At 51.5% G+C, this 25,163-nt stretch carries 16 protein-coding genes; 8 read left to right on the top strand and 8 right to left on the bottom strand.

Going from position 1 to position 25,163, the window contains the following annotated elements:
- Positions 1 to 10: 10 nt before the first annotated feature.
- From HMPREF9720_RS00420 to HMPREF9720_RS00385, 8 genes are all read right to left on the bottom strand, one after another.
- Complete coding sequence (locus HMPREF9720_RS00420; protein ID WP_039939419.1) at positions 11 to 826, bottom strand: DUF1573 domain-containing protein; 816 nt, start codon at positions 824 to 826, stop codon at positions 11 to 13.
- Positions 827 to 836: 10 nt separating this feature from the next.
- Positions 837 to 2,885: a S8 family peptidase gene (locus HMPREF9720_RS00415; protein WP_039939417.1), complete on the bottom strand. Its 2,049-nt coding sequence runs from the start codon at positions 2,883 to 2,885 to the stop codon at positions 837 to 839.
- An 8-nt stretch (positions 2,886 to 2,893) separates the two neighbouring features.
- Positions 2,894 to 4,543 (bottom strand): BACON domain-containing protein, encoded by a 1,650-nt coding sequence (locus tag HMPREF9720_RS00410; protein WP_009596160.1) that lies wholly within the window; start codon positions 4,541 to 4,543, stop codon positions 2,894 to 2,896.
- 13 nt (positions 4,544 to 4,556) lie between these two features.
- On the bottom strand, positions 4,557 to 7,205 hold the full coding sequence (locus tag HMPREF9720_RS00405) for a DUF4458 domain-containing protein (RefSeq protein WP_039939415.1): 2,649 nt from the start codon (positions 7,203 to 7,205) through the stop codon (positions 4,557 to 4,559).
- Between the two features lie 94 nt (positions 7,206 to 7,299).
- A complete protein-coding gene (locus HMPREF9720_RS00400) occupies positions 7,300 to 9,333 on the bottom strand; it encodes a BACON domain-containing protein (RefSeq protein ID WP_009596143.1) in 2,034 nt (677 codons plus the stop codon).
- A 29-nt stretch (positions 9,334 to 9,362) separates the two neighbouring features.
- On the bottom strand, positions 9,363 to 10,307 hold the full coding sequence (locus tag HMPREF9720_RS00395; RefSeq protein ID WP_009596158.1) for a DUF4984 domain-containing protein: 945 nt from the start codon (positions 10,305 to 10,307) through the stop codon (positions 9,363 to 9,365).
- Between the two features lie 23 nt (positions 10,308 to 10,330).
- Positions 10,331 to 11,881: a RagB/SusD family nutrient uptake outer membrane protein gene (locus tag HMPREF9720_RS00390; RefSeq protein ID WP_009596182.1), complete on the bottom strand. Its 1,551-nt coding sequence runs from the start codon at positions 11,879 to 11,881 to the stop codon at positions 10,331 to 10,333.
- Positions 11,882 to 11,890: 9 nt separating this feature from the next.
- Positions 11,891 to 14,842, bottom strand: a complete 2,952-nt coding sequence (locus tag HMPREF9720_RS00385) for a SusC/RagA family TonB-linked outer membrane protein (protein WP_009596177.1) — start codon at positions 14,840 to 14,842, stop codon at positions 11,891 to 11,893.
- Between the two features lie 1,136 nt (positions 14,843 to 15,978).
- On the opposite strand from HMPREF9720_RS00385, the gene HMPREF9720_RS00380 reads away from it, so the two are divergent.
- From HMPREF9720_RS00380 to HMPREF9720_RS00350, 8 genes are all read left to right on the top strand, one after another.
- On the top strand, positions 15,979 to 16,725 hold the full coding sequence (locus HMPREF9720_RS00380; protein ID WP_039939413.1) for a hypothetical protein: 747 nt from the start codon (positions 15,979 to 15,981) through the stop codon (positions 16,723 to 16,725).
- Positions 16,726 to 16,822: 97 nt separating this feature from the next.
- Positions 16,823 to 17,032 (top strand): helix-turn-helix domain-containing protein, encoded by a 210-nt coding sequence (locus HMPREF9720_RS14900; RefSeq protein ID WP_009596226.1) that lies wholly within the window; start codon positions 16,823 to 16,825, stop codon positions 17,030 to 17,032.
- A 9-nt stretch (positions 17,033 to 17,041) separates the two neighbouring features.
- On the top strand, positions 17,042 to 19,360 hold the full coding sequence (hsdR, locus tag HMPREF9720_RS00375) for an EcoAI/FtnUII family type I restriction enzme subunit R (RefSeq protein WP_009596209.1): 2,319 nt from the start codon (positions 17,042 to 17,044) through the stop codon (positions 19,358 to 19,360).
- Between the two features lie 2 nt (positions 19,361 to 19,362).
- Positions 19,363 to 20,871: a class I SAM-dependent DNA methyltransferase gene (locus HMPREF9720_RS00370; RefSeq protein ID WP_009596227.1), complete on the top strand. Its 1,509-nt coding sequence runs from the start codon at positions 19,363 to 19,365 to the stop codon at positions 20,869 to 20,871.
- A 15-nt stretch (positions 20,872 to 20,886) separates the two neighbouring features.
- A complete protein-coding gene (locus HMPREF9720_RS00365; protein WP_009596176.1) occupies positions 20,887 to 21,903 on the top strand; it encodes a hypothetical protein in 1,017 nt (338 codons plus the stop codon).
- Entirely contained in the window at positions 21,896 to 22,369 is a 474-nt protein-coding gene (locus HMPREF9720_RS00360) for a Fic family protein (protein ID WP_009596206.1), read from the top strand. The genes HMPREF9720_RS00365 and HMPREF9720_RS00360 overlap by 8 nt, the downstream gene beginning before the upstream one ends.
- A 12-nt stretch (positions 22,370 to 22,381) precedes the next feature.
- Complete coding sequence (locus HMPREF9720_RS00355) at positions 22,382 to 24,154, top strand: AIPR family protein (RefSeq protein ID WP_009596212.1); 1,773 nt, start codon at positions 22,382 to 22,384, stop codon at positions 24,152 to 24,154.
- A gap of 3 nt (positions 24,155 to 24,157) precedes the next feature.
- Positions 24,158 to 25,163 (top strand): restriction endonuclease subunit S (locus HMPREF9720_RS00350; protein WP_009596136.1); only part of this gene is annotated, 1,006 nt, incomplete at its 3' end.

Below are 25,163 nucleotides of genomic sequence, written 5' to 3'. Positions count from 1 at the left end.
ATTCTGTTTCTTATTCTGTTTCCCCGAACTCGATCCACAGCATGCGCTGACTCGGCGGCACGTCCGGTCCCCCGACCGGCAGGGGAGTCCGCCGGAGCGGCTGCGGGGCTTTGGCCGGGTCGAAGCGGACGACCAGATCGCCTTTTGCGCCGGGTGCCAGCGTCGCCGGTTCGCAGGCGAAGCTCAGGCCGGTCGCCGCGAACCCCTCGTCGCAGAGCGGGGTCAGCGGTTTGTCGCCCGCATTCAGGCACTCGATACGCTCGCTCTGCACCTTGTCGGTGCGGCCGAAGCGGACGGTCCGCTGCTTGAGCCGCAGCGCGCCCATCGCATGGGGATAGTCGTCGTCCGTGCGCACCGAGGCCGTGACTGCGCCCCGGAGGCTGAGGATCGCTGTAGGCTCCTTGTCCGAGAGCTGGGTGTAGACGAAAATCCGCCGGTCGAAAACCCCCGGATGTCCCTTGGGGCGGTAGGTCACTGTCACGGCGCCTTCGCCGCCCGGTGCGACGGGCTTTTTGTCCCAGCTCGCCGCGGCGCAGCCGCAGGTGGTCTGCACGCGGGTGACGACCAGCGGCTTGCCGCCCGTATTCCGCCACCGGAAGGTGTAGACCGGCGGAACGTCGTCCTCGCCGATATGCCCGGCGTCGATCAGCGTGCGTTCGAAACGCATCGCTTCGGCTCCTCCCGCGGCCGTGGCCGGATGGGCCAGACTGTCGAGTTTGGCGCGCGGGACGATGCGGATCTGGGCGCGGAGCGGCGCGGCGGCGAGAGCCGCCCATAACGCTCCGCAGCAGAGAAGCATGCGTGTTATCGTCGCTGTGTTGCGCATCGTTGCGGGTTTAGAGCCAGCCGTTGCCGTTCGCGACCTTGCGCACCGTGATGTTGAAGGTGTGCGTCTCGTTGCCGCTCGACGTGATGCTGGCCTTGGTCGTGCCGCTCTTGAGTCCCTTGACCGTCAGTTTCCTGCCCTCGATGGAGGCCGTTGCGACCGTCGTGTCGGAGATCGAGACCGTATAGGTCATCGTCTCGCCGCCGAGGAAATAGTTGGCCGGGATGGCCGTCACTTCGCCGCCGAGGTTGATGTAGAGGTTGGGGAACGACACCTGCGTGCCGTTGCCGGCAACGGCGTTGAGCAGTTTGGCGGCGTTCGCCTGACCGACGCCCATCTGTCCGCGGTAGTTGGATTTGTTGAGCTGCATGGGCTGGTTCAGACCCACGTCGGCCACGTAGCGGTAGTAGAATTTCATGCCGCTCATGTAGTCGTCGATCGGCGTCGCGGTCTCATAAAGCAGGGCCTTGAATTCGTCGGCCGTGAAGTGGCGGCGCAGTTTTGCCGCGTACGACAGTCCCAGCGCCGCGACGCCCGAAACGTGGGGGCAGGCCATCGAGGTGCCCTCCATGTATCCGTAGCCGCTTTCGCTGACGTTGTAGGGCAGCGTCGAGAGGACGGTGCCGATCTCGCCGCGCTTGTGGTCGTCGTCGAAGTATTCGTAATAGTAGTCCTGATCGCCGCCCGGAGCCGCTATCGTGACGCCCGGACCGTAATTGGTATAGACGGCGGGGGTGTAGTCGGCGGCCGTCGCGGAGACCGAGATGCAGTAGTCTGCGGCGCCGGGGAATCCGGCCATGGGGGCGTTTTCGTTGCCGCCGGCGAAGATCGCCAGACCTCCCTCGATCGGACCGTTGGGCGAGCCTGCGTTATGTATGAAGTACTCCAGCGCCTCCTTTTCGAGCGGCATGCTTTTCTCCCACTCTTCCTGTGTCTTGAAGCCCGGCTCGCCCCATTCGTAGCTGTTGGCCAATCCCGAAACGTAGCCCCAGCTGCACTGCAGGATCACGGCGCCGTTGTCGGCGGCGTATTTGATCGCCTTGACCGTGGCCAGCGCGTTGCTGGCCGTGCTGCCCGAAAAAATCTGGCACGACATGATCTTCGCGCCGGGGATGCTGCCCCGGCCGCCGGCGATCGAGCTGATGCCGATGCCGTTGTCGTTCTGCGCGGCGATTACGCCCGCCACATGCGTGCCGTGGCCGGTGTCGTTGACGTCGTCCCACGAGATGACGCCCGTGTTCTTGACGAAGTTGTAGCCGTAGACGTCGCCCTGATAGCCGTTGCCGTCGTTATCCTCGTGCGAGCGGTAGATTTCGTTCTCGTTGACCCACATGTTGTTCTTCAGGTCGGGGTGCTCGATCATCACGCCCTCGTCGAGGACGGCCACGACGATCGACTCGTCGCCCGTCGAGAGTTCCCACGCCTGCTCGCACTGCACGTCGGCGTCCACGATGGATTTCCCGCCGAACATGTTGCCGCGGTTCACGAGGTGCCACTGCTGCGGAAGCAGCAGGTCGTCGAAGGGATAGGCCGAGGCTTCGCCCGTCCGGGTCGCGCGCTGGTGCTGGATGGCTTCGAGCGTCTTGCGGGAGAGGGGCATCGCCTTTTTCCCGGCGTTGTAGGCGCGGTGGATGGTGCGGTTGAAGCTGACGTGCTGCACTTCGCCCAGCGCCGAGAGTTTCTCGGCGACCTCGGCGGCGGTGAACTCCTCGCCGAAGCGGACCACGTACCACAGGTGCAGTTCCGATTCGCGGGTGCGCTCCTCGTTGCGCGGGTCCACGGGGAAGACGCGCTCGATCTCATAACCGCCGACGATGTCCAGAATCTCATCGACGGAGAGAATGCCCGAACGGGTCGCGGGGCCGCCGCTGCGGGTGATGCCCGCCCGGTCGAGTATGTCGCTTACGTAAGGTGCGAATTTCACCAGCACCTCCCCCGATTGGTATTCGGCCGGGACGTCCGGGCCCGGAGCCGGCTCCGGGGCGGACAGCTCCTCTTTGGTACATGCGGTAAATGCCAGTAAAGCGGTGGCAAGAATGCCGTATAGATAGTTTTTCATCGTCATAATTATTTGGTCGTCTCCTCCTCTTCTTCTTCCGTGCCGGGATCTTTCTTGTATCCCTCGTAGAATTCGTAGTAGTAGTTCATGTTGGCGGGTTCGTTGGTGAATCCTGCCAGCGTGCCGGTCGCATCCTTGCCCTCCTGCGTGAACACCAGCACGCTGGGCACCCACCAGTCGAGCGCCGGGTGGTAGAGCAGCCAGTCGGGCAGTTCGCCGGTCAGGCGGTTGAGGTTGATGGCGAACCGCTTGGTGTGCGGCATCACCTTCGGGGTGCCGATCAGCGCGCGGGGCAGCGTGTCGGCGTCAATGATGTCCTGTTCGGTGTATTTTTCCCAGTCGTCCATCTTGGGCAGCGGTCCCTGCAGGTAGTTGACCGAAAGCAACAGCGTGTCGAGGTCCCATTCGATCAGGCGGCGCGGGAATCCCTGTTCTTCGACAAGGCCGCCGTAGTTGGTTTCGATGGTGTTGCTCAGGTCATAGATGTTCTTGCGCGTGTTGGCGCCCATGTTCAGCGTCCGGAGCTTCGGGAAGTTCGTCGGGTTGATCTCTTCGGGAACCTTCTGGAAGTTGTTGCTGCTCAGGTCGAGGTATTCGAGATTCTTGAGCGCCGTGAAGTTCTTGTCCAGCGATACCAGACCGTAGGCCGAGATGGTGAGCCGGCGCAGCTGCGTGAGCTTGGTGATGTACTCGCCGGTGGTGAGGTCCTTGAGGAAGGCGTTGACGTTGCTGTAGAAGCTCAGCTCGTCGGCGGCCGTCAGGTACTGCACCTCGAAAGGCAGCTCCTCTTTGGTGTTGAACATGAAGAACCGGGCGTATTTCACGCGGCCCTTCTTTTCGGGCGTGTACCCCTCCATGCCCTCTTCCCAGAGGATCACGTTGTCCCAGTTGTCCATGCGTTCGCCGTTTTCCCAGCTTGCGATGGTTTCGAGCGTACGGGCGATGGCCAGCAGGGCGATCGAGTCGCCGCCGCGGGTGTTCTCCTCGATCGGTTCGGCGGCCTGTTGCGTGACCACGAGGTTGTCGTGCCGTGCGAGTTCGACCTCCTTTTTGGAGGTGAAGGTGACGTCGGCGATGCGGGGGTTGGGCTGCGAATTGATGTTCCAGTTGAAGCGCACGGTCACTTCGCGCGGGCGGATGCCGCGGTCGAATTCGACCGCCGGCTTCTCGAACTTGAGCCAGTTTTCGGCCGATTCGGGAACCTTGACGTAGAAATCCACGTTGGTCTTTATCTTGACGTCGAAGTGGCGCATGCCGTACGCCGCGTAGTTGGCGACGGTGACCTCCTTGTCGTCGATGCCGATGAGGTAGTCGAAGCCTTTCTGCGAGACGGCGATCTCCTTTTTGACCCAAGTGTTCTGCTCCATGATGCGGATTACGCCGCGGCGGGGCTGGTCGGTCAGGGCCGAGTCGATGAGTACGCGGCATTCGGTCGTGCCGCGGCCGTTGGCGGGCGAGACGGTGATCCACGGTTCGTCGGTGGTGGCGACCCACTCTTTCTCCGCCGACACCCTGACGGTGTGGGTTCCTCCCGTGGCGGGGGCTTCGATGGCGTCGCTGTCGGTGCCGAATCCGACGGTCTTGGCGGCGTCGGAGCAGCCGCACAATGCGATCGAGCAGAGGATAACCGGTATGTAATTCGTTATTTTCATTGTCATTTCTCCTTAGTGGTTATTCGAGCATTTTATCGCAGTTCAGGATATTCTGGGTCTTGTCGTAAATCAGGTTGTAGGCGCCCTGCTGCCAGTAGTAGCAGATCGCCGAGGCATCGAACGTGATGTTGGGGTTATCGCTGATGTCGAGGTGGTAGATCAGGTGGGAGATCGTGTCGTCGATCTTACGCAGGTCGTTCGAGCCGATGTAGAATCCGCGCAGGCCGGTGTGCTGGTAGAGTCCCGTGGGCCATTCGCGCAGGCAGCGGTTGCCCTGAGCGTCGCGCTGGCCGCGGATGGCGTAGACCGTCAGGCCCGCGCAGTTGAGCGGCGACCACGGGAACTTGTCGAAGGCGTTGTACGAGACGTCCAGCCCGTAGAGGTAAGGCAGCTGCTCGGCCGTGAAATCCTTCGGCAGCTTGCTGAGCTTGTTGTAGGTCAGATCGAGCGAGGTCATCGAAGTCGAGTATTTGCCGGAGAACGACCCTTCGGGGATTTCGTCGATCATGTTGCCGCGCAGGATGATGTATGCGACGAGCGATCCCGTCGTGCCGAGACATTTGGGGAACTTCGTGAACTTGTTCGCCGCGAGCGAGAGCTGTTCGATGTTCAGGCCCTTGAACGTGCCGTCCTCTTCGCCTTCGAAGCCGTCAATCTCGTTGTAGGAGAAATCGACCGATTTGATGGTGAACTTGCTCTTGGCCGAGAAGATGTTGGGGAACTTCGTGAATTTGTTGTAGGTCGCCGAGAAGGTCTCGACGTCGTCCATGGTGCAGAAAAGGCCGTTCCCGTCGGCGGGCAGCGACGTGAGTTTGTTGTTGTCGAGGTAGAGCTGCGCGGGAGCCACTTCTTTTCCGAACGGATGGATGGTCCCGATCTGGTTTTGGGCCAAGTCCAGCAGGCCGATCTTCTTGAGGTTCCGGAACGATTCCGGCACTTCCCGGAGATTGTTGTCGCGGACGTAGAGAATCTGTAGCTTCTCCTTCGCAGGGCCGTTGGCGATGGCGTTCAGACCCTTGTAGACCTCCTCGGCCGACCACTGCGAGTTGTTGGAAATGTTGAGCGAGATCATCTCCGGGAGCTTGGCGAGCACCATCGGGAACTGCGTCATCTTGGGGCAGTTGTACACCTCGACGTCGGTCAGCGACTTGAGGTTTGCCAGCTCGTCGGGCAGCGTCTCCAGCTCGCCGTTGGCGACGAACAGGTATTCGAGGTTTTCGAGCTTGCCGATGGCCGGGTCGATCGATTTGAGGCCGTTGGTCAGCTTGCCGTGCACCACGTCATAGGGGCGGATACGCTTCTGAAGTCCGGTTTTGCGGTCGATGATCTCGTCCTCGGTATAGTTCTCCTCGTAGAGCGAGATGCCCGGAATGGTCAGGTTGTGCTCCTTGAGCGCACGGGCGATCGGCTCGGAGGTCTGCGTCGGCGTGTGGATCAGGCGGAGGAACTCCTTGTTGCGCTCCATGCGGGTGCGCTTCCGCTCGCTCAGGCTCTTGTCGGGCGCGATCGAGGGATCGTATTCGAGCAGGTTGGCGTCTTTGTGCGAACCCAGATAAAGCTCGATCAGCTGCGTGAGCTGGCCGATGGCCGCGGGCAGGTGGCCCCGGAATCCGAAGTCGCTGAGCGTGATCTTCGCCACGCGGCCGTTGGAGTGTACCTCCACGCCGGGCTGGATGCCCCACAGGTCGGGGTCCTTGTTGAAGTCCCAGTTGGTGCCTTCGGGGTAGTTTTCGCCGGAGAAATACCAGTTGGGGCCGTCGAGCGCCTTCCAGATTTCGTACAGCGCGTAGTAGTCGCGGATATACTCGTCGGCCTCGTAAAGCGTGACGCCGACCTTCGTTTCGGTGGTCTTGTTGTCCTCGATGACGAAGTCGAGGTTCTTGGGCCGCTTGTTGGTCTCCAGCAGCAGCTTGTTCTTGTCGTAGGTCTCGTACCGCATCATTTTGTAGCTGCCGGCCTTGAGCGAAAGCAGCGTGTCGCATTCGAGCGACGAGGTCTGGTAGCCGAACGTGTCGTCGTCCTCGTCGAAATGGATCGAGAACTTCGTGGGCAGCATCTTGAAGGTCGTCTGTTCGTTGGTCTCGCCCTGTTTTACGGTGAGGCTGATGAAAGCGATCTCGTCGAACGTATACTGTCTGTTTGCCGCACGGATGACGGGCGTCTCGGTGAAGTCCGAAAGGTCCTTGCGGATGGTGAAGCGCACTTTTCCGCGCGGTTCGACATCGACCGTCAGGTCGTGGACCTGCAGGCCGCCGGCTTCGACGACGAGCCGGTCGTCGAGGGGCATGCCGTTGTATATCAGCTCGTCGTTCGCGTTGTAGAGCGAGAAGGTGATGATCTGGTACTGTCCCGTCAGCAGCCGCAGCTTCTCGCTGCGCAAGCCGAACTCGGCGCTCTCCTTGTCGGAGGCCGAGAGCGTCAGCGTCTGGGTGACGGTCGTGCCGTTGCAGCCGAGCGACACCTGCACCTTGGCGGCTTCGTAAAGGTAGTCGAGCTGGGGTTTCTGCGCCCGGCTGACGGCGTCGTAGGACGCCTCCTTGTAGAGTTTGAACTGGACGTATCCGTAGTCGAGATCGCGGTTGTCGATGCCGTCGTCGTCGGAACATCCGCCGGTGAGGGCCGCTGCCAGTGCGAGAATCGCCGCTACGAAAATTTTTAAAAGTTTCATATCTAAAAACCTGTTCTGTATATTCTCCATAAATTGTAGTCGTATAGAACGGGTCCCCGCCCCTTCGAACGGGGACCTGTCGTGTGGGTGGTGTTTAGAACGCGGGCATACAGTAAACGATGCATTTCATGTTCCAGCTGCCGTCCAAGAACTGCAGCATGCCGTAGGGAGCCTGCTCCGCTTCGGGTTTGGCCATGGAGACCTGAATCTGCGTGTCGGAGAGGGGTTCGTAGTCGAGCCACTCGGCGCCCGACATCGGCATGAGCATGATCTGCTGGTAGGGCGAGACTTTCAGTACGGCGTTCGAAGGTTCGGCCGAGGTGTAGGTCAGCATGTACTGCGGAACTCCCATGCCGAGGTTCTCGGCGAACGAGGCGAGCAGGTCCGTGTTGCCGCCTGCGACCGTTTTGTAGTTCTCCTTCGTGATCTCGACCAGCGTCGCGCCGCTCACCAGATCAGGCATGGCGAACTTCACTTCGAAGCCCTCGCCGCCACCGCCGATCGGGTAATTCTCGTCGTAGATGCACTGGATGAGCGCAAACCGGCCGTCGGCGTCGGTGAAGACGGCGAAACCGATGTGGGCGATGCCCTCGTTCGTCATCGAGCTGCCGCCGCACTTGTCCTTGGCGGGGTCCATGTCGACGATGATGCCCTCCGCGGTCTTGCGTACCGTGAGCCAGCTCTCCTCGCCGCTCATGGGCTGCAGGTCGTAGTCGAAGAAGGCGACGCCGGTATATTCGCGGTCCACGGTCAGCGTCGATTCGGGATCGTTCGACCACTCCTTCGTATAGATGAGCTTGTAGCCGTCCCTGACGCCGAATTCGCCGATGTACCAGTCGTCGGCCGGCAGCTTCTCGAAGGCGGCGCCGATTTCGGTCATGCCTGCGGGGTTGTTCGCCGAGATGGAGCCGGGATTGGCCTCTTGATTGATGGTGGTGACGAGATATTGTCTGTATTCGTCGCGGATCTCCGCGTCGATGAGCTGATAGGGGTCGGAGATCGTTTCGGCGACCGCTGCGGGCAGCGCCAGCAGGTATGCCTTGCGAGCTTTGCCGCCGTTCTCGGTCACGCCCACGGTGAACTGGCGCGACTGTACGACGTCGCTGCCGGGCGTGCTGTCCCACGGCTCCTCGGTCAGCAGGATCCATGCGAGGTCTTCGGCTTCGGCGCTCAGGTAGGGGGCGCCCCACTGCTGCGTGACCTCCGCGAAGAGGAAGAACTTCGCGCCGTCGATGCTCTGGACGCTGCCCATCGCGCTGCCCGGAACCCAGTCGCCGTTCATGCTGTTGAAATATTCGGCCTTGGTGTTGAATTTGGTCTCGGCGCTCATGCCGCTGACGGAGAAGATGTCGCGGCAGGCCGGAATCGAGATCGGAATCTCGTAGCTCACTCCGGAGTTGTTCTTGTCGGTGAATACCAGCGTCTCCTCGGCTCCGTCGAGCGGGTAGCGCGAAGCGTCGCCTTGCAGGCGCAGTTCGAGCTGCGCGCCCGGTTCGCCGATGGTCTTGGCCGGGACCTCAAGCCACTCCGGCAGTTTGCCGAGCACCCATTCGAAGTTGGCCTCCACGAGTACCGGCATCGAAAATCCGGTGCGGCCTTCGGGCCACGTCAGGGCGACGTTTTCGGCCGGTTCGGTGCCGTAGAGGTAGGTAAGCCCGGTTTCGGTGCTGTTGGGGTTGTAGATGAAGTCGCCGTAGTCGTCCAGCTGACAGGTGCGGAGCGTGAAGCCGCGGTCGAGCGTGCCGCGCGTGATCGTGGCGATGACCTTGCTCTGGCCGCCCATGGTCAGGGTCACCTCGCAGACGCGGTTGTCGTCGAACTCTTCCAGTTCGGCGGCGGCGATGACGATCCGGGCCGGGCCCGCGCCGCCGCGCAGGGTCCAGACCTTCTGCGTTCCGTCCTCGATCCAGAACCATGCGGCCGTCGCGGTCGGGACGCTTGCCTCCCAATCCTGATTGGGGTCGATTTCGATCGTGAAGGTCTCTCCGGCTCCGATGGTCGGGGAGACCGCTTCGGGGAAGTTGGGGCTGGGAGCCTTGATCTCCTTGTCCGAATCGGAACACGAAGCGGCCGCCAGACATGCTCCCGCGAGCAGTGACATCACCAAGTGTAAATAGTGCCTTTTCATATCTCTTGTCTTTTTCTGCTTTAATGGATTTAGCGCGCGTGCGGCGTGATGACTCCGCCCGGTTTCATGCCCTCTTCACGCTGGAGCCGGTCGGCCTCTTCGTCGCTGACCCACTCGATGATGTTGTAGAAGTGGCCCACCAGACCGACGTTCTCGCCCATGTTCTCGACGTGGACCTTGATCCAGAGCGTGACGTATTTCTGACACGAATTGAAGTAGGAGTCGTAGAGCGGGCTGTTGGTGACCAGAATCTTGTTGTCGCCGAGGATCTGTCCGAAGACCGAGCCTTCGTCTGCGAGTATCTGGTTCTTGTCCATGGTCACCAGCGGTTCGGCCGGATCGGCCGGGTCGAGGCGGATCGTCACGTCGTAACCCGAAAAGAGCCAGTCGTGAAGGATGATCATGTTCTCCTCGGTGGGGTGCTTCTCGGTGCGGATGAGCCGCTGGAGCGAAGTGTTCTCAATGCCGGGATACTGGTTGAGGAAGAGCGAGGTCACGACGCACCAGCCCGTGAAGTCGTTGACGTCGTACGGGCAGCTCTTCATCATCACGACCTTGGTCCGGTCGTGGTACAGATTCCAGTTGACCTGTTCGGGCATGACCAGCTTGAGGATGAAGCCCAGCGAGTCGGTCGGCTCGATGTTGTCGTACAGGCCGCGCACCTCTACGTTGGCGGCGCGCTGGCCGGCCTTTATGGTGATGGTGTTCGAACGCAGGGCGTAGTGCAGCCCTTCGATGGCGTTGCTGCCCTTGTCGATGATCTCCACGCCGAACGTGCGGTCGTAATCGCACGCGACGGTCGAGGTGACGGGAACCGAGAAGTATTCCTTGTCCTGAAGCACCATGTAGGTCGCCGCAGTGTCGGCGAACATGACGAACTCCCGGTCCGAATAGGTCTTGTACTCCTCCTTGCAGCCGGTGAAGAGGGCGGCGAGGAGTCCCGTTGCAAATAAAACCGTGATAATTTGTTTCATTGTTTATGGTCTGTTCGTTGTTGCTATCGGTTGCTTTCGTTGGGCAGAATCTCCGAGCCGGGAGACTCCAGTTCGTGCTGGGGAATCGGCCATACGAAGAGCGGATTGTCCGGAGTGATCTTGAGCGAGCTGCCTTCGGGCTGCGAGCACGACTGCGGCGTGCGGCGGATGCTGTAGCCGCCGTTCAGGTCGGCGTACTCCTTGCCCCAGCGCTTGAGGTCGTGCAGGCGGAAACCCTCCATGTAGAGTTCGCGCACGCGCTCGTCGGAGATGGTCTGCAGCCAGTTGTTTTTCGAGACGTTCAGCGTGCCGCCCGAAGCGTAGCGCATCTTGCGCAGCGCCGTGAGGTCGTTGCCGGCCTTCGTGAAGTCGTTCTTGCGGCAGTAGGCTTCGGCGCGGATCAGGTACTGCTCGGCCAGCCGGAACGGCTTGGGCATCGAAACGTGGAAGATCAGCTTGCTGGTGAAGTTGCGGTTGCCGTAGTATTTCACCAGCATCGGCCAGTCCAGTCCGTTGGTGTAGCCGATCGTCAGCCCCTGCTCCTTGCCGGCGAAGTAACCCGAATAGCGCAGGTCGGCGGCGTCGTACAGGTTCAGCGCCGCGGTGGCCGGCACGTAGTCGGGATAGTAGTAGGTGAGGTCCTTGGTGAAGTTCAGGAACACCGTTCCGAGGGGACTGCCGTAGGATGTCTCCGTGAAGCCGATGCGCCAGATGATCTCGTAGCTCAGGTCGTAGGCCCACATGTAGTCGAAGAAGGTGTAGTCGGCGTTGTATTTGGTTTTGGCGTCGGCCAGCTTGAAGGTGTTCTTCTTGTCGTCGATCAGGATGCTCGCGTATTCGATGGCGGTATCCCAGTCCTGCATGTAGAGGGCCACGCGGGCGTGCAGCGCCTGAGCGGCCGCCGAGGTGATGTACTCGTTGCTGTAGGCGTCCTCCTCCTTGTCGAGACGCTTCTCGGCCTCCGCCAGATCGTCGAGCACGAACTTATAGGAGTCGTACAGCGACGCGCGGCGGATCGGCTCCGGCGTGGAGTATTTGGTGCGGATGACCACGCCCAGCTCCGATTGCGCGGTGGCGGGGTCGTAGGCCTTGCAGTAATTCTTGAGCAGCTCCGAATAGCAGAGCGCGCGGATGGCGTAGACCTCGCCGGTGTATTCTTCGAGGTCTTCGAGGTTGTCGTCGCTGATTTCGTTCCGCATCACTTCGTCGATGCGTTCGAGGAAGAAGTTGCAGCGGCTGATGACGGTGTAGAGGTCGGCGTAAACGCCTTCGAGGTCGAGGTCGGTCGGGCGGACGTCCCAGCGCCAGAAGTTGCCGAACTGGTTGCTGTTGCCCTCGACGGCATAGACGAGGTCGGCCTGAATGTCGGGCAGCAGCGTGAGCCGTCCGCTGAAAAGCGAGCTGCTCTTGAAGGTGGCGTAGATGCCCGTGAGGGTCTGCTCGGCATCCGCGAAGGTCTTCATGGCATCCTTTTCGGGGATGGCGGATTCGGGGTATTTGTCCAGACACGAAGTGGCGAGGAGAAGCACCGCAAGGGCGGAAAGTCGGAATTTTATATTGCGTAACATGTTCATAGTCCCGTTTTAGAATGTTAAGTCGAGTCCGAAGGTGAATTGCCGGGCCATAGGATACTGCGCTTGGTACATGTTGGAGTTACCCTCAGGGTCGAGTCCCGTGAATTTGGTGAACGTAAACAGGTTCTGGGCCTGTGCGTAAATCCGGGCGCCTCCGATGAACCGGGTCTTGCGCAGCCACTCCTGCGGGAAGGTGTAGCTGAGCATGAGGTTCTTCAGACGCAGGAACGAAGCGTCCTCCAGCAGGCGGTCGTCGAACTCGGTGTAGACGCCGTGGCGCGGAATGTCGGTGATGTCGCCCGGTTTCTTCCAGCGGTTGAGCAGGCGTTTCGACTGGTTGAAGGAGACGAAGCGGCCGTTCGACTCGTCGAAATAGCGGTCGTTGTTGATCATCCAGCGGTCGGCCACCCATGCGAACTGCGCCGAGAGCGAAAGCCCCTTCCATGTCAGCGTCGTGCCGAAGCCGCCCTGCCACGGGGCGAAGAAGCTCTTGCCGGTCAGCACCTTGTCCTCGTCGCGGAGTTCGGTGGTCAGCTCGCCCTGCTTGGTGTACCACAGGGCGTCGCCGTTGGCGGGATTGACGCCGGCGAAGCGGTTGATGTAGAATTCGCCCACGGGGTGTCCCACGACCAGCTTGGTGTTGGTGCTGGACATTTCGTACTCCGTGACGCCGTTATAGAGTTCGGTGATCTTGTTCTTGTTGTAGGATACGTTGGCGTTCACGCTCCACAGGAAGTCCTTGCTTGCGACGACGGCGCCCGACAGGCTCAGCTCGACGCCGCGGTTGACCATGCCGCCCACGTTGCTCCAGTGGTAGCCGTAGCCTTTGTCGGCATAGGATTCGGGAACCTCCATCAGCATGTCGGTCGTCTTCTTGTTGTAGAGTTCGACGTCCAGATTGAGCCGGTTCCAGAAGCCCAGATGCAGGGCCACGTTGGTCGTCCAGAGCTTCTCCCAGCTCAGCTCCTCGTTGCCCGGCTGGGTGGGGGCGATGCCGGCGTTGCCGAAATAGTTCTGGCCGCCGGTCACCAGCGCGAGGTGTTCGTAGTTGGGAATCTCCGAGTTGCCCGACGTACCGGTGCTGACGGCGATCTGCGCCAGCGTCAGCCAGCGGCGGGAGTTCTCCATGAATTTCTCGTTGCGCAGGTTCCACATGAAGCCCACCGACCAGAAGCCGGCCCAGCGGTTCGAGGCGCCGAAGCGCGAGGAGCCGTCGGTACGCAGCGAGAAGTCGGCGTAGTAACGGTCCGAATAGCTGTACTCGGCGCGTCCGAAGAACGACAGATAGGCGTAGTTGTCGTCGGTGGTGTCGCTCCAGCGGGTGGCGCGCGGACTCGACGAGATGTTCACCAGTTTGTCGTTGTTCTGGTCCTTGGTCTGCAAGGAGAAGGCCTCGTACCGGTAGTCGAGTCCCTCCTGCCCCGCGAGGAAGGTGAACATGTGCTTGTTGTCGATGTCGAACCGGTAGGTGATCGTATTGGTGACCGAAAGGCTCATTCCGTCGGAGGAGTTGCGCTGTACGGTACCCGAACCGAGGTTGGGGGCGTAGCTCGGATAGGAGATGCCGCGGCCCGTCGAGTGCGAATAATCGACGCCGAACTGCGAACGGAGCGTAAGCCCTTCGATCGGGGTCGCCTCGGCGAAGACCGTGGATATGATCTTGTACTTCTTGTAGTCTACGGGGTTGTTCTTGAGCCATTCGAGCGGGTTCTGCCCCTCGCCCTTCCACGAACCGTCGTTCACCGACGCCAGCGAACCGCCGGCGCGGTGCGGGTTCCAGTAGGGAAGCATGAAGCGTGCGGCCGAAATCGGTGTGGTCAGGGTGTATTCCCCGTCGTCGGCCTTCTCGATGGTCTGGTAGTTCATCATCGTGTTGGTGCCGAGTTTGAGCCACTTGGCGGCCCGCTGCTCGACGTTGGCGCGGATCGAGTAGCGTTCGAACGACGAACCCACGGCCGTACCGTCCTGACTGTAGTAGCCGCCCGAAACGTAGTAGTTGGTCTTTTCGCTGGCTCCTGAGACGGAAAGCTCGTAGTTCTGGAGCAGCGCGGCGTTGCTGAACACCTCGTCGAGCCAGTTGACGTCGGTCTTGGCCAGCACGTTGTAGTTCTTGCCGTCGGTCAGCCCCAGCTCTTTCTCATACTGGATGCGCTCCGAAGTGTTCATCAGGTCCCAGTTGCCGTAGGCGATCTGCGAAAAACCGAGTTGCATGCGGTAGTTGATCTTCGCGCGGTCGGCCATGCGGCCGCGCTTGGTGGTGATGACGATCACGCCGTTGGCCGCGCGCGCACCGTATATGGAGGTGGACGAAGCGTCTTTGAGGACCGAAAGGCTCTCGATGTCGGAGGGATTGATGGTGTTGAAGTCCCTGCTCGAAATGGCGACGCCGTCCAGAATGTAGAGCGGCGCGGTGCCGGAGTTGATCGAGTTGGTGCCTCGGATGGCCATGGCTGCGGCCTCGCTCGGCTCACCGGAGTCGGAAAGTACCGTCAGACCCGGAACCTGACCCTGAAGGGCCTGATCGAAGGCCGCCGCCGGGGTGTCCTCGATCTTCTCGGCCTTGACGGTCGATACCGAGCCTGCGATGGTGCCCTTTTTGCGGACGCCGTAGGCGATCACCACCACGTCGTCGAGCGTCTGCGAATCGCCTTGCAGCGCGACGTCGCAGGTAACGGAGCTTCGGCCTGCGGGAACCGTGAATTCGAACGGTTTGTAACCGATGTACTGGAAGGTGAGGGTGGTCCCCGCCGAAACGGTTATCCGGTAGGTGCCGTCGGCGAGTGTGCTCACTCCGCTCGTGGCTCCGGAAATCACGTTGACCCCGATCAGGGGTTGCTTGTCATCCGCCGAAGTGACGATGCCACTGACGGTCACGTTTCCCCCCCCCTGAGCCATAGATACGGCCGGCAGGATGCATAGGAAAAGTGCAAGAATGTTGAGTAGAAGTTTCGTTTTTTGCATAAGTGGATGATACTTTCTTACGCGGCAAAGAAAAATAATTAAAATGAATTTGCCAAATATTCAAAATGGATGAAATGTAAGCCGGAGTGCCTGAAAAGGGCTGTTTCGGTGCTCTGTTCGGTGTGTTTCAGCGGTCTATTCGATTCTTAATTAATAACTTAATGTTTTATTTCGATTTGTTGCGATCGGGTTGGATAATATTCAAAATATTTTTACAAAAATGTAGAAATGAGTTTGCTTATTTTGAAATTTTATCATTATCTGAGCGGTGCGCGGTCGGATTCCGGGTTGACGGTTCGGCGAATCGGAAGGGACGGAAGCGGAAAACGGGCGTTTGTTTTTGATATATTTTAAGAAATGACCTCCTTTTGTCGTCCGGTTTTAGGAAACCGTAAAAAAATGTCGAAATATTTGCCGAAGGAGGGCTTTTCACCCCCGAAATTGAGAAAAGATAACAATTTCTTTAATTTTGTTAATCCCGCTTTGCAGGGAACGAGACGCCTTGAAAGCGGTCTGAAAGGCCTTTTCGGAGGTTTAATTAGGCTGAAACGGGAAATTTTGTGCCGATGCAGTCGTTTTTACCGGTGCTAAACTTACGGATTGTAAGCATTATTGTCGAATTTCATATTAATACATAACTTTTCAAGCAGAAATCTGCCCACCTTGCGAGGAAACGTTGCTTTACGCTCCCGATTATCCTGAAAATTGATTAAATTTGATTCGTTATGCGAAAATGGCGCAACCTCGCCGCCGAACACCCCGCCGTGGTCGAACGCCTGCGCGGAGAGCTGCGAAAATTAGGTTTCCTTCCTCAAAGATAATAACTATTGAATATAAATCATTTACGCACTACTTGGTACAAATATGATTGCTTTACTTCGATTACTCAATATCTCAGCCTATATAGAACAGAAAAGAACGCCCAAGAAGAACTTTAACTTAGTTTAACTACATCTCTTTTGTGTAATTTCTGTTTTCTCTTGTTTTCAAATAGACTTGGATATTTTCTCTTGTTATGCTTTTATTTTCAAAAAGCATTGATTACTATATGATTGCAAAAATGCACCTACGATTTATCTATCGTTTTTTATGAAAATCTATCGTACCTTTGCATCAAGAAATAAATAACAATAGGTATGAAGCAAAAACAACATATACTCCATTCACTAACTATCGAAGTTATGGCTGTGCTACTGGCTTCAATGATTGCATTTCAAGTATGCAATATGCTTGGCATACGAATGAGTTTACTGCCATTTGTTATGGCTACCGGATATATCATCCTAAAACTCCTGTATCATCTTTGCATTATTGTGGCAAGATATATTATAGAAGCAATCCCGTCATCACACTTTGCGTTAGCCAATGAAAAGACTGATACTTCATCATCAGTTGTCTTGCCTCCATCTGCAAAAGATTGTGTCGAAGTTCAGAAGAAACGAATGGAGTTATTTCACTATGAATACCAACGTGAGCACCAGCAATACCAGCAGCGAAAAGAAGAAGAGGAAAACAAAAAACTAAATGCCATCCTAAGATACACACGGGAAACTTTTAAGCGTTTTGACTTGAACGAAACCGAGATTTTCCAAATTTGCGAATCTGTCCGCTATTTCGTGACAAACCATCAAGTGTTTTCCATGACTGAGGTTCATATCAAGAAGCACAGCTCGCTCACCCAAATCTCGCTGAAGAACTTTGCTTGGAATATCGCTTTTCAATATAATATAGGCAGAGATATGACTACCTCATTTGTAATGGCTACGTTCTCTGAATGGTTTGCCAACTCTACATTTGACACTGTCAGGAAGAATCTACGCACAACCACAGGACGACATAAGATTGAAATTGATGAGAATATCTTATCGAAATACCTTATTTAAGCCAAATTCCTACTTCCTGATAATTATTATTATAGGAAGTAGTGTCCATATCGGATAAATTATATAATTTTGCGTTGCAATTAAAACATTTTACTCTATGGCTAATTTTAATAGACTAAAGATAGTTCTCGCAGAACAGCAGAAAACCGGAAAATGGCTTGCAGAACAGATTGGGAAATCCAATTGTACCGTAAGTAAATGGTGTAGTAATTCTGTTCAACCAGACCTCAAAACGCTTAATGATATAGCCAATGCCCTTAATATTGATGTAAAAGATTTGATTGTTAGTAGCGCAAGCCACAAATGAGTTATTGTCATGGAAGTAAACAAGAAAGAACTCAAAGAACAAGAGATACGCACTCTGTTCATTACTCCTGCACTCCAACAAAAAGGATGGGCGGTAAGTGTAAATATGCGTGAAGAGTATTATTTCACAGATGGTCGAGTGCTTGTTATTGGCAACCAACATTCAGTAGCAGAGGGGAAAAAAGCCGATTATCTATTATACCATAAAGGTAAGCCAATTGCGGTAGTTGAAGCTAAAGATAATAAACATGCAGTTGGAGGTGGCATTCAACAAGCTATGGATTATGCCCAAATCCTTGACTTGAAATTTGCCTACTCCAGTAATGGTGATGCATTCTTGGAACATGACTTTATTACGGGGAAAGAAACAGAAATCAAGTTAGAGGACTTTCCGACTGAGGAAGAACTATACAACCGTTATCTGGCATCTAAGAACTATACATCGGATGAACTCAATATAATAGAAACTCCTTTCTACTATGATGCCCATAGCCATGAACCAAGATATTATCAACGTATAGCAGTTGATCGCACAGTAGAGGCCATCGCAAGAGGGCAACAACGTGTACTTGTGGTAATGGCTACCGGTACTGGTAAGACTTTTACTGCTTTCCAGATTATCCATCGTCTTCATAAAAGTGGGGTTAAGAAAAAGATTCTTTATCTTGCAGACCGCAATATCCTCATTGACCAAACAATGGTGCAAGACTTCAAGCCTTTCAAGAAGTTTATGACCAAGATAACTTCTGTTGGAGAAGGGGAGGAAAAAATTGATTCGTCATACGAAGTGTATATGGCTTTATACCACCAATTGGTCGGGAAAGAGGGTAAACCAGACCCATTCTTGGAGGTGCAGCCAAATTTCTTTGATTTAATTATTGTCGATGAGTGTCATAGGGGAAGTGCAAAAGACGATTCCGCATGGCGCAAGGTGTTGGAATATTTTAGTTCGGCTACCCAAATTGGTATGACAGCCACACCGAAAGCAGACGAAGGAGCGAACAACTTGGATTATTTCGGTGAACCAGTATATACCTATTCACTTCTTCAAGGCATTCAAGATGGTTTCTTAGCTCCATATAGGGTTACAGCAGACTTTATTAATGTTGATTTACAAGGATGGACTCCAGAAGAAGGTGAAATAGATTTATTGGGTAAAGAGATTGAACAGAAACTATATCAAAGACAGAATATAGGTCGTGATCTTGCCATCAAGTTAAGGCGTAAAGTAGTAGCACATAGGATAACCCAAATGTTACATGACATTGGTCGTATGACAAAGACAATAGTATTCTGTTCTGATATTGAGGAAGCGGCCGAAATGCGAACGCTGCTTATCAATATGAATAGCGATTTATGTAAAAAGTCGCCTTACTATGTTACACGTATTGTTGGTGAGGATAAAGAAGGTAAGAAACAACTGGACAATTTCATTAGTGTGGATGAGCCTTATCCTGTAATTGTTACCACATCTGAACTTTTATCTACAGGAGTGGACTGCAAAACTTGTGGTTTAATCGTCATAGACAAAGAAATTGGTTCTATGACTGAATTTAAGCAAATCATTGGACGAGGTACACGACTTAGAAAAGACAAGGGCAAATGGCATTTGGAAATCCTTGATTTCCGCAATGCTACCGCAAAATTCAAAGATCCAGCATTTGATGGCGACCCGGAACCACCAAAAGGAGGAGGGAAAAAGCCCAAGCCTTACAAAATCATTGATGCTCCAGAAACTCCAATAGTATCTGAGCCTCGTGAGAAATATCTTATCAGTGGTAAGAATATTCGCATTGCCCATGAAATCGTTTCAGTGTTAGGAGAAGATGGTAAGACGATGAGGACGGAAAGTGTTCAGTCGTTTGCTAAAAAGCAATTATTACGCCATTACCAAACTTTGGATGATTTTATCCAAACGTGGACGGAGGCAGAACGCAAACAGGCCATTATGGATGAATTGAAGGAATATGCTATTCTGATAGATGCTGTACGTGAAGCTAATCCGGCATTGAAGGATGCCGACATCTTTGATGTGATATGCCACGTTGCGTTTGACCAACCGCCATTAACAAGGAAAGAGAGAGCAAACAATGTAAAGAAGCGTAATTACTTCGGGAAGTACGAAGGTAAAGCTCGTGAAGTATTGGAGGCTCTTCTTGACAAATATGCAGAGAATGGTATTCTCGACTTTGAAAAGGCGAACATCTTGGAGATACCGCCATTCAATAGCATAGGGAAACCAACAAAAATCATAAAGTTATTTGGCGGTAAGGTTGCTTTTGAGCAAGCCATCAGAGAACTAGAATATCAAATTTATAAATCAGCTTAAAAATGGCAGTAAACAACATCATAAAGCGAATCCAAAATATAATGCGTCAAGACGCAGGTATCAATGGTGACGCACAGAGAATTGAGCAAATGACTTGGATGTTTTTCTTGAAAGTCTATGACACTCAGGAAGAAACATGGGAATATAAAGATGAGAACTACAAGTCTATCATCCCCGAAGATTTGCGTTGGCGTAAATGGGCTGTAGATGAAAAAGACGGTGAAGCATTAACAGGAGAAGCATTGCTCTCTTTTGTCAATGAAAAACTGTTCCCTACTTTAAAGAATCTTCCGATAGACGCCAATACGCCAAGAGCCAAAAGCATTGTTCAAGAAACATTTGCTGACTTAAACCAGTATATGAAGAATGGAACGCTTTTGCGTCAAGTGGTCAACATCGTAAATGAAATCGAATTTGACGATGCTGATGATCGCCACACATTTGGAGATATTTATGAGGGAATCTTGAAAGACTTGCAATCAGCAGGCAATGCAGGTGAGTTCTATACTCCACGTGCTTTGACAGACTTTATCGTGATGATGCTTGACCCGAAATTGGGCGAGACCTTTGGCGACTTCACCAGTGGTACAGGCGGCTTCCTTACCTCTGCTCTCAATTATGTGAGTAAGAGCGTCAGTTCTGCCGAAGATGGAGAAAAACTGCAAAATGCAGTCGTGGGACAAGAATGGAAACCGCTACCTTATCTTTTGAGTATAACAAATCTGTTACTCCATGATATTGAAGCTCCCAATATAGCTAACTGTGATTCGCTTGGAACAAATATCACTGATTTCAAGGAAAGCGATAAAGTGGATGTTATCGGTATGAATCCTCCGTATGGTGGTAGCACAGAAGATAGTGTAAAAAGCAATTTCCCGATGCAGTACCGTTCAAGTGAAACAGCGGATTTGTTCATAGCCCTTATCATGTACCGCCTCAAAGCTGGTGGTAGATGCGGTGTGATTATCCCAGATGGTTTCTTGTTTGGTACGGATGGAGCAAAACTTGCACTTAAAGAAAATTTACTCCGCAAGTTCAATCTGCATACCATCATCCGTTTACCGGGCTCGATATTCTCCCCATATACCTCTATTGCAACCAACATTCTTTTCTTTAATAATGAAGAAGCAGAGGGCTGCAAAGAAGGATTCAAGACCAAAGAGACATGGTTCTATCGCTTGGATATGCCGGAAGGCTACAAGCACTTCTCAAAGACCAAACCAATGAAGGTGGAGCATACCCTACCTATTCAGGAATGGTGGAAAGACAGGAAAGAAATTATCAGTGATGAAGTGGGAGAAAAGAGCCGTGTGTTCACTGCCCAACAGTTGATTGATTTGGATTGCAACTTCGACCAGTGCAAGTTCCCGAAAGAGGAAGAAGAAATACTCCCTCCGGCAGAACTGCTCAAACAGTATTTTGAGAAACGTGCTGCACTCGACCATGAAATAGACAAAACCCTTTCTGAGATTCAAAAAATTCTCGGCATAGACATAAAATCGTGTAACTGATAATAGTGAAGTGATATGAAAGATTTGACCATCTCAAACATAGAACGGCAGAATGTACTTAACAATCGTTTTGCGGTCAGTAAAGTACAAGAGCATCTTGATATAGAAGGAATGCTCTTTGAGGGAGAATACCGCTTTACAAAAAAAATGGTTGCCGACTTTTATCAAGTTGACACATCTACAATAGATCGTTACCTGCAATCAAATTCTGATGAGCTGAAACATAATGGATATATTTTATGTAAGGGTAAACAATTGAAAGAGTTTAAGTTAGAATTTGCTCACCTTATTAATGAGGCGAGCAAAACAACGCAGCTCGGATTATTTAATTTCCGCTCTTTCTTGAATATAGGTATGCTGCTTACAGAGAGTGAGAAAGCTAAAAAAGTCCGTAGTCTTATCTTGGATTTTGTGATTACTACCATCAATGAAAAGACAGGTGGAGGAACAAAATATATTAATCGTAGAGATGTGAATTATCTTCCTGCCGCAATCACAGAAGAAAACTATCGGAAAAATCTTACTTCTGCCATCAATCAATATGTGGATGGGCATCCTACATACAAATATTCTCAGATTACAGATTTTATCTATAAAGCTGTATTCAAAGAGAATGCTAAAGAATACCGAGAAGTATTAAAGTTGGATTCAAAGGACAATGTTCGACACACGTTGTATTCAGAGGTTCTATTGGTTATCTCTTCTTTTGAAAACGGAGTGGGGGCAGCCATCAGTGAACGATTTAAAGAAAATGGTGGTAAGTTGCTTACCATTGACGAAGTGGAGCGTATTGTAAACGAACTTGCCGAACATCCAATGCAGAAACCTTATCTGAATGATGCCAGGACTAAAATGGCTTCAAGGGATTTCAGTTTCCGGGATGCGTATCATGGTAATATAGCAGATTACCTGCAAGCTGTTACTCCTGAAGAGTTTGAACGATTTATCGGTGATCAGTCTATTGATTTTGACCGTATCTTAGCGGATAACAAAGATGTGCTCAAACGTTTAAAGCAGGCAGAAGATGAGTAAGGAATTTATTTACATAGATTACGATGAAGCCTTAAACATCTATGGCAAAATGATTGATGCCAGTGATGGTGGCTTTGAAGGTGTGCGTGATGAAGGTGGTATTCGTGCTACATTGGATTTTGTACAAAATGATTTATACTATCCGACCTTTGCTGACAAACTAACCTATCTGATGTATAGATTCTGTTCCGGACATTTCTTCAATGATGGGAATAAGCGTATTGCACTGACTGTGGGTACATACTTCTTACACAAAAACAATTACTATTGGCACGCTTGCATCTGTATGCGTACATTGGAATCTATTATTTATCATGTGGCAGCATCGAACATCGACCAAGATTTGCTACTACGCATCGTCAATAGCTTTTTGACCAGTAAAGATTATGACGAAGAACTGAAAATAGATATTGCCAATGCTATGAGCAAAGGTGAGTTAGGAATACAAGGCGAAGATTACGAATAAATGAATATAATTATGGCGAATGTACTTGAAATCATAAAAAACGAAATTACGCAAGATTATTATAAAAATAATTTTCCAAATGATGGTCAACGTTTCGTTGCGTGGTATATGCGGAATATACATCTTCTGGATCAAAGACAAGCTAAAGATGCCATCACAGACGGAGCCAATGATAAACAAATTGATGCCGTATATATTGATGAAGACGAGCAAAAAATATATATTGTACAAGGGAAATACTACCTTGGTGAATCTGTTGATGCAACTCCTGTGAGAGAAGTTATATCTGCTTGGAGCCAGTTTAGTAACTTAGCTCAATTACAGGAAAATGCTAATTCTAAATTAAAGACTAAAATATCAGAAATAGCAACAGCATTAGAAGATGACTCTTACTGCGTATGTTTTGAATTAATAACAACATCTATCTTTACGGATGCGGCTATGGATGATATACATTCATTCCAAACCAAATTATCAGAGGAAGATGATGCTGAATTGAATTATAGTACACAATTCTCCGTAGTTGATAAACAAGGTTTGAAAGATGCTTATAGTTGTGTTATTGAACAAACGAATCCAACTTTAAACCATACTATCAAGCTTGAAGCTGGTAAATATATGACGACAGAATTAGGGGCGACAAGCGTAATAGTTGCAGCCATGCCTCTGAAAGAATGTATAAAATTCCCTGGCATTAAAGATGGGTCTTTGTTCCAGAAAAATGTACGACAGAGTTTAGGCATTAACAATACCGTAAATAAAAAGATCAAGAAAACCATAAACGATCCGAATAAATGTGGTGACTTCTTCTTTTTTCATAATGGAATCACTGCCATTTGTAACAAAATTGAAGAATGTGGCAATGGTGAGTTTAAACTTTATGGATTGAATGTTGTAAATGGATGTCAATCATTGAATACTATTTTAAGTTGTAGTGAGAATGTACGAAAGCGTGATGATGCTTATGTTCTATTCAGATTTTATGAAATTCCACAAAGAGACAGGGCTGATTCTATTAGCATTAACACAAACACGCAAAGTGCTGTAAAGGCAAGAGATTTACGCAGTAACAGTAAGCAGATATTAAAACTCAAAAAGGCATACGAAGCAAAATATTCTAATGGATTCTTTGCAACCAAAAGAGGTGAAATTATTCCAGCCGACAAGGACAAACAGTACTGCATAGAGTTATCATATTTAGGAAAGAATCTTACAGCTTGGTACATGCAAAGACCTAATTTATCTTATGGTGAAACTAAGATTTTTGACAAGTATTTCAATACATTGTTCAAGAACGACTATTTGCCTGAAGATGCTTATGCTCTATCGTTTTGGATGAGAAAAATAATGGATGCATGGACTCAGGAAAACCCATTAGGACTGGAAGAGGAACTACTAACAATGAAGGCTTATGCTCCATACCATCTTCTTTTTGCCATATCAATGGTTTTTGCTAAATGTAACAATCAAACAAATGTACCATCACCGAGTGAGTGCTTAAAAGTTGCTTCTGAAAACAATCTTGTTGACAGCATAATTAATATTGCGGCAAACTGTTTAAACAGTGCTATTTCGGCAGAAAAAAACAATTGCGAGCAGAATAATAGAAGTTTCATTCCTCAAAATTGGGTAAAAAACAAGAGTTGCAATGCAGGGATTATGTCTGCTATTCAGAATTATTTTTCTTTCCTCCCAACAATGAATAAGGAGATGGATTCCAAACTTAAAAATGGAGTAAAAATAGACTCAAAGTATTTCTCATATAGAGTACAAGCAGAGGATTAAAAAATGAACGGAAAGCAATTAAAAAACAGCATACTCCAATGGGCGATACAGGGCAAACTTGTACCGCAAGATCCTAATGACGAACCGGCATCTGTACTTCTTGAACGTATCAGAGCCGAAAAAGCCCGACTGGTCAAGGAAAAGAAAATCAAGAAAGACAAAAACGAATCAATCATCTATCGTGGTGAGGACAATTCCTATTATGAGAAGTTTCTCGCTACGAGGGAAGTAAAGTGTATTGACGAGGAGATTCCGTTTGAAATTCCTGCTACTTGGGAATGGTGCAGATTATTATCTATTGTCTCTTTATTGGGAGATGGTATTCATGGGACACCAGAATATTCGGAAGGCGGAAGCGTTTATTTTATTAATGGGAATAACCTGTTTGATGGTCAAATACTTATCAAGCCTGATACAAAAACAGTATCAAAAGAAGAGGCTGTTAAGCATTCAAGATTACTCAATGAATCAACCGTACTCGTTTCTATAAATGGCACTATAGGTAATATCGCTTTCTACTCAGGAGAAAATGTTATTTTGGGAAAGAGTGCTTGTTATTTCAACTTATTGAATGGCATTGAGAGGAAATATATCAAGATAGTACTTCAAACTGATTATTTTTTGGAATATACTAAACGCGTTGCTACAGGTAGTACAATTAAAAATGTGCCGTTGTCTGGCATGAGAAACGTCCTGATTCCTATTCCACCTAAAGATGAACAACAAGTTATAATTGATAAATTGTCATCACTAAAGTTGTTAATAGAAAAGTTCAATATTGAACAATCACAACTTAATAAACTCAATGCTGAATTACGTTCAGTTTTAAAAAAGTCTATTCTCCAAGAAGCAATTCAAGGTAAACTCCTTCCACAGATTACAGAAGAAGGCACAGCCCAAGAATTACTTGAACAGATACGACAAGAGAAGCAGAGACTTGTTAAAGAAGGTAAGCTTAAAAAGTCTGCTTTGTTGGATTCCATTATCTATAAAGGTGACGATAACAAGT

The organism is Alistipes sp. HGB5 (assembly GCF_000183485.2).
GTDB lineage: Bacteria > Bacteroidota > Bacteroidia > Bacteroidales > Rikenellaceae > Alistipes > Alistipes finegoldii.
This window is presented reverse-complemented; position numbering and strand designations above follow the sequence as displayed.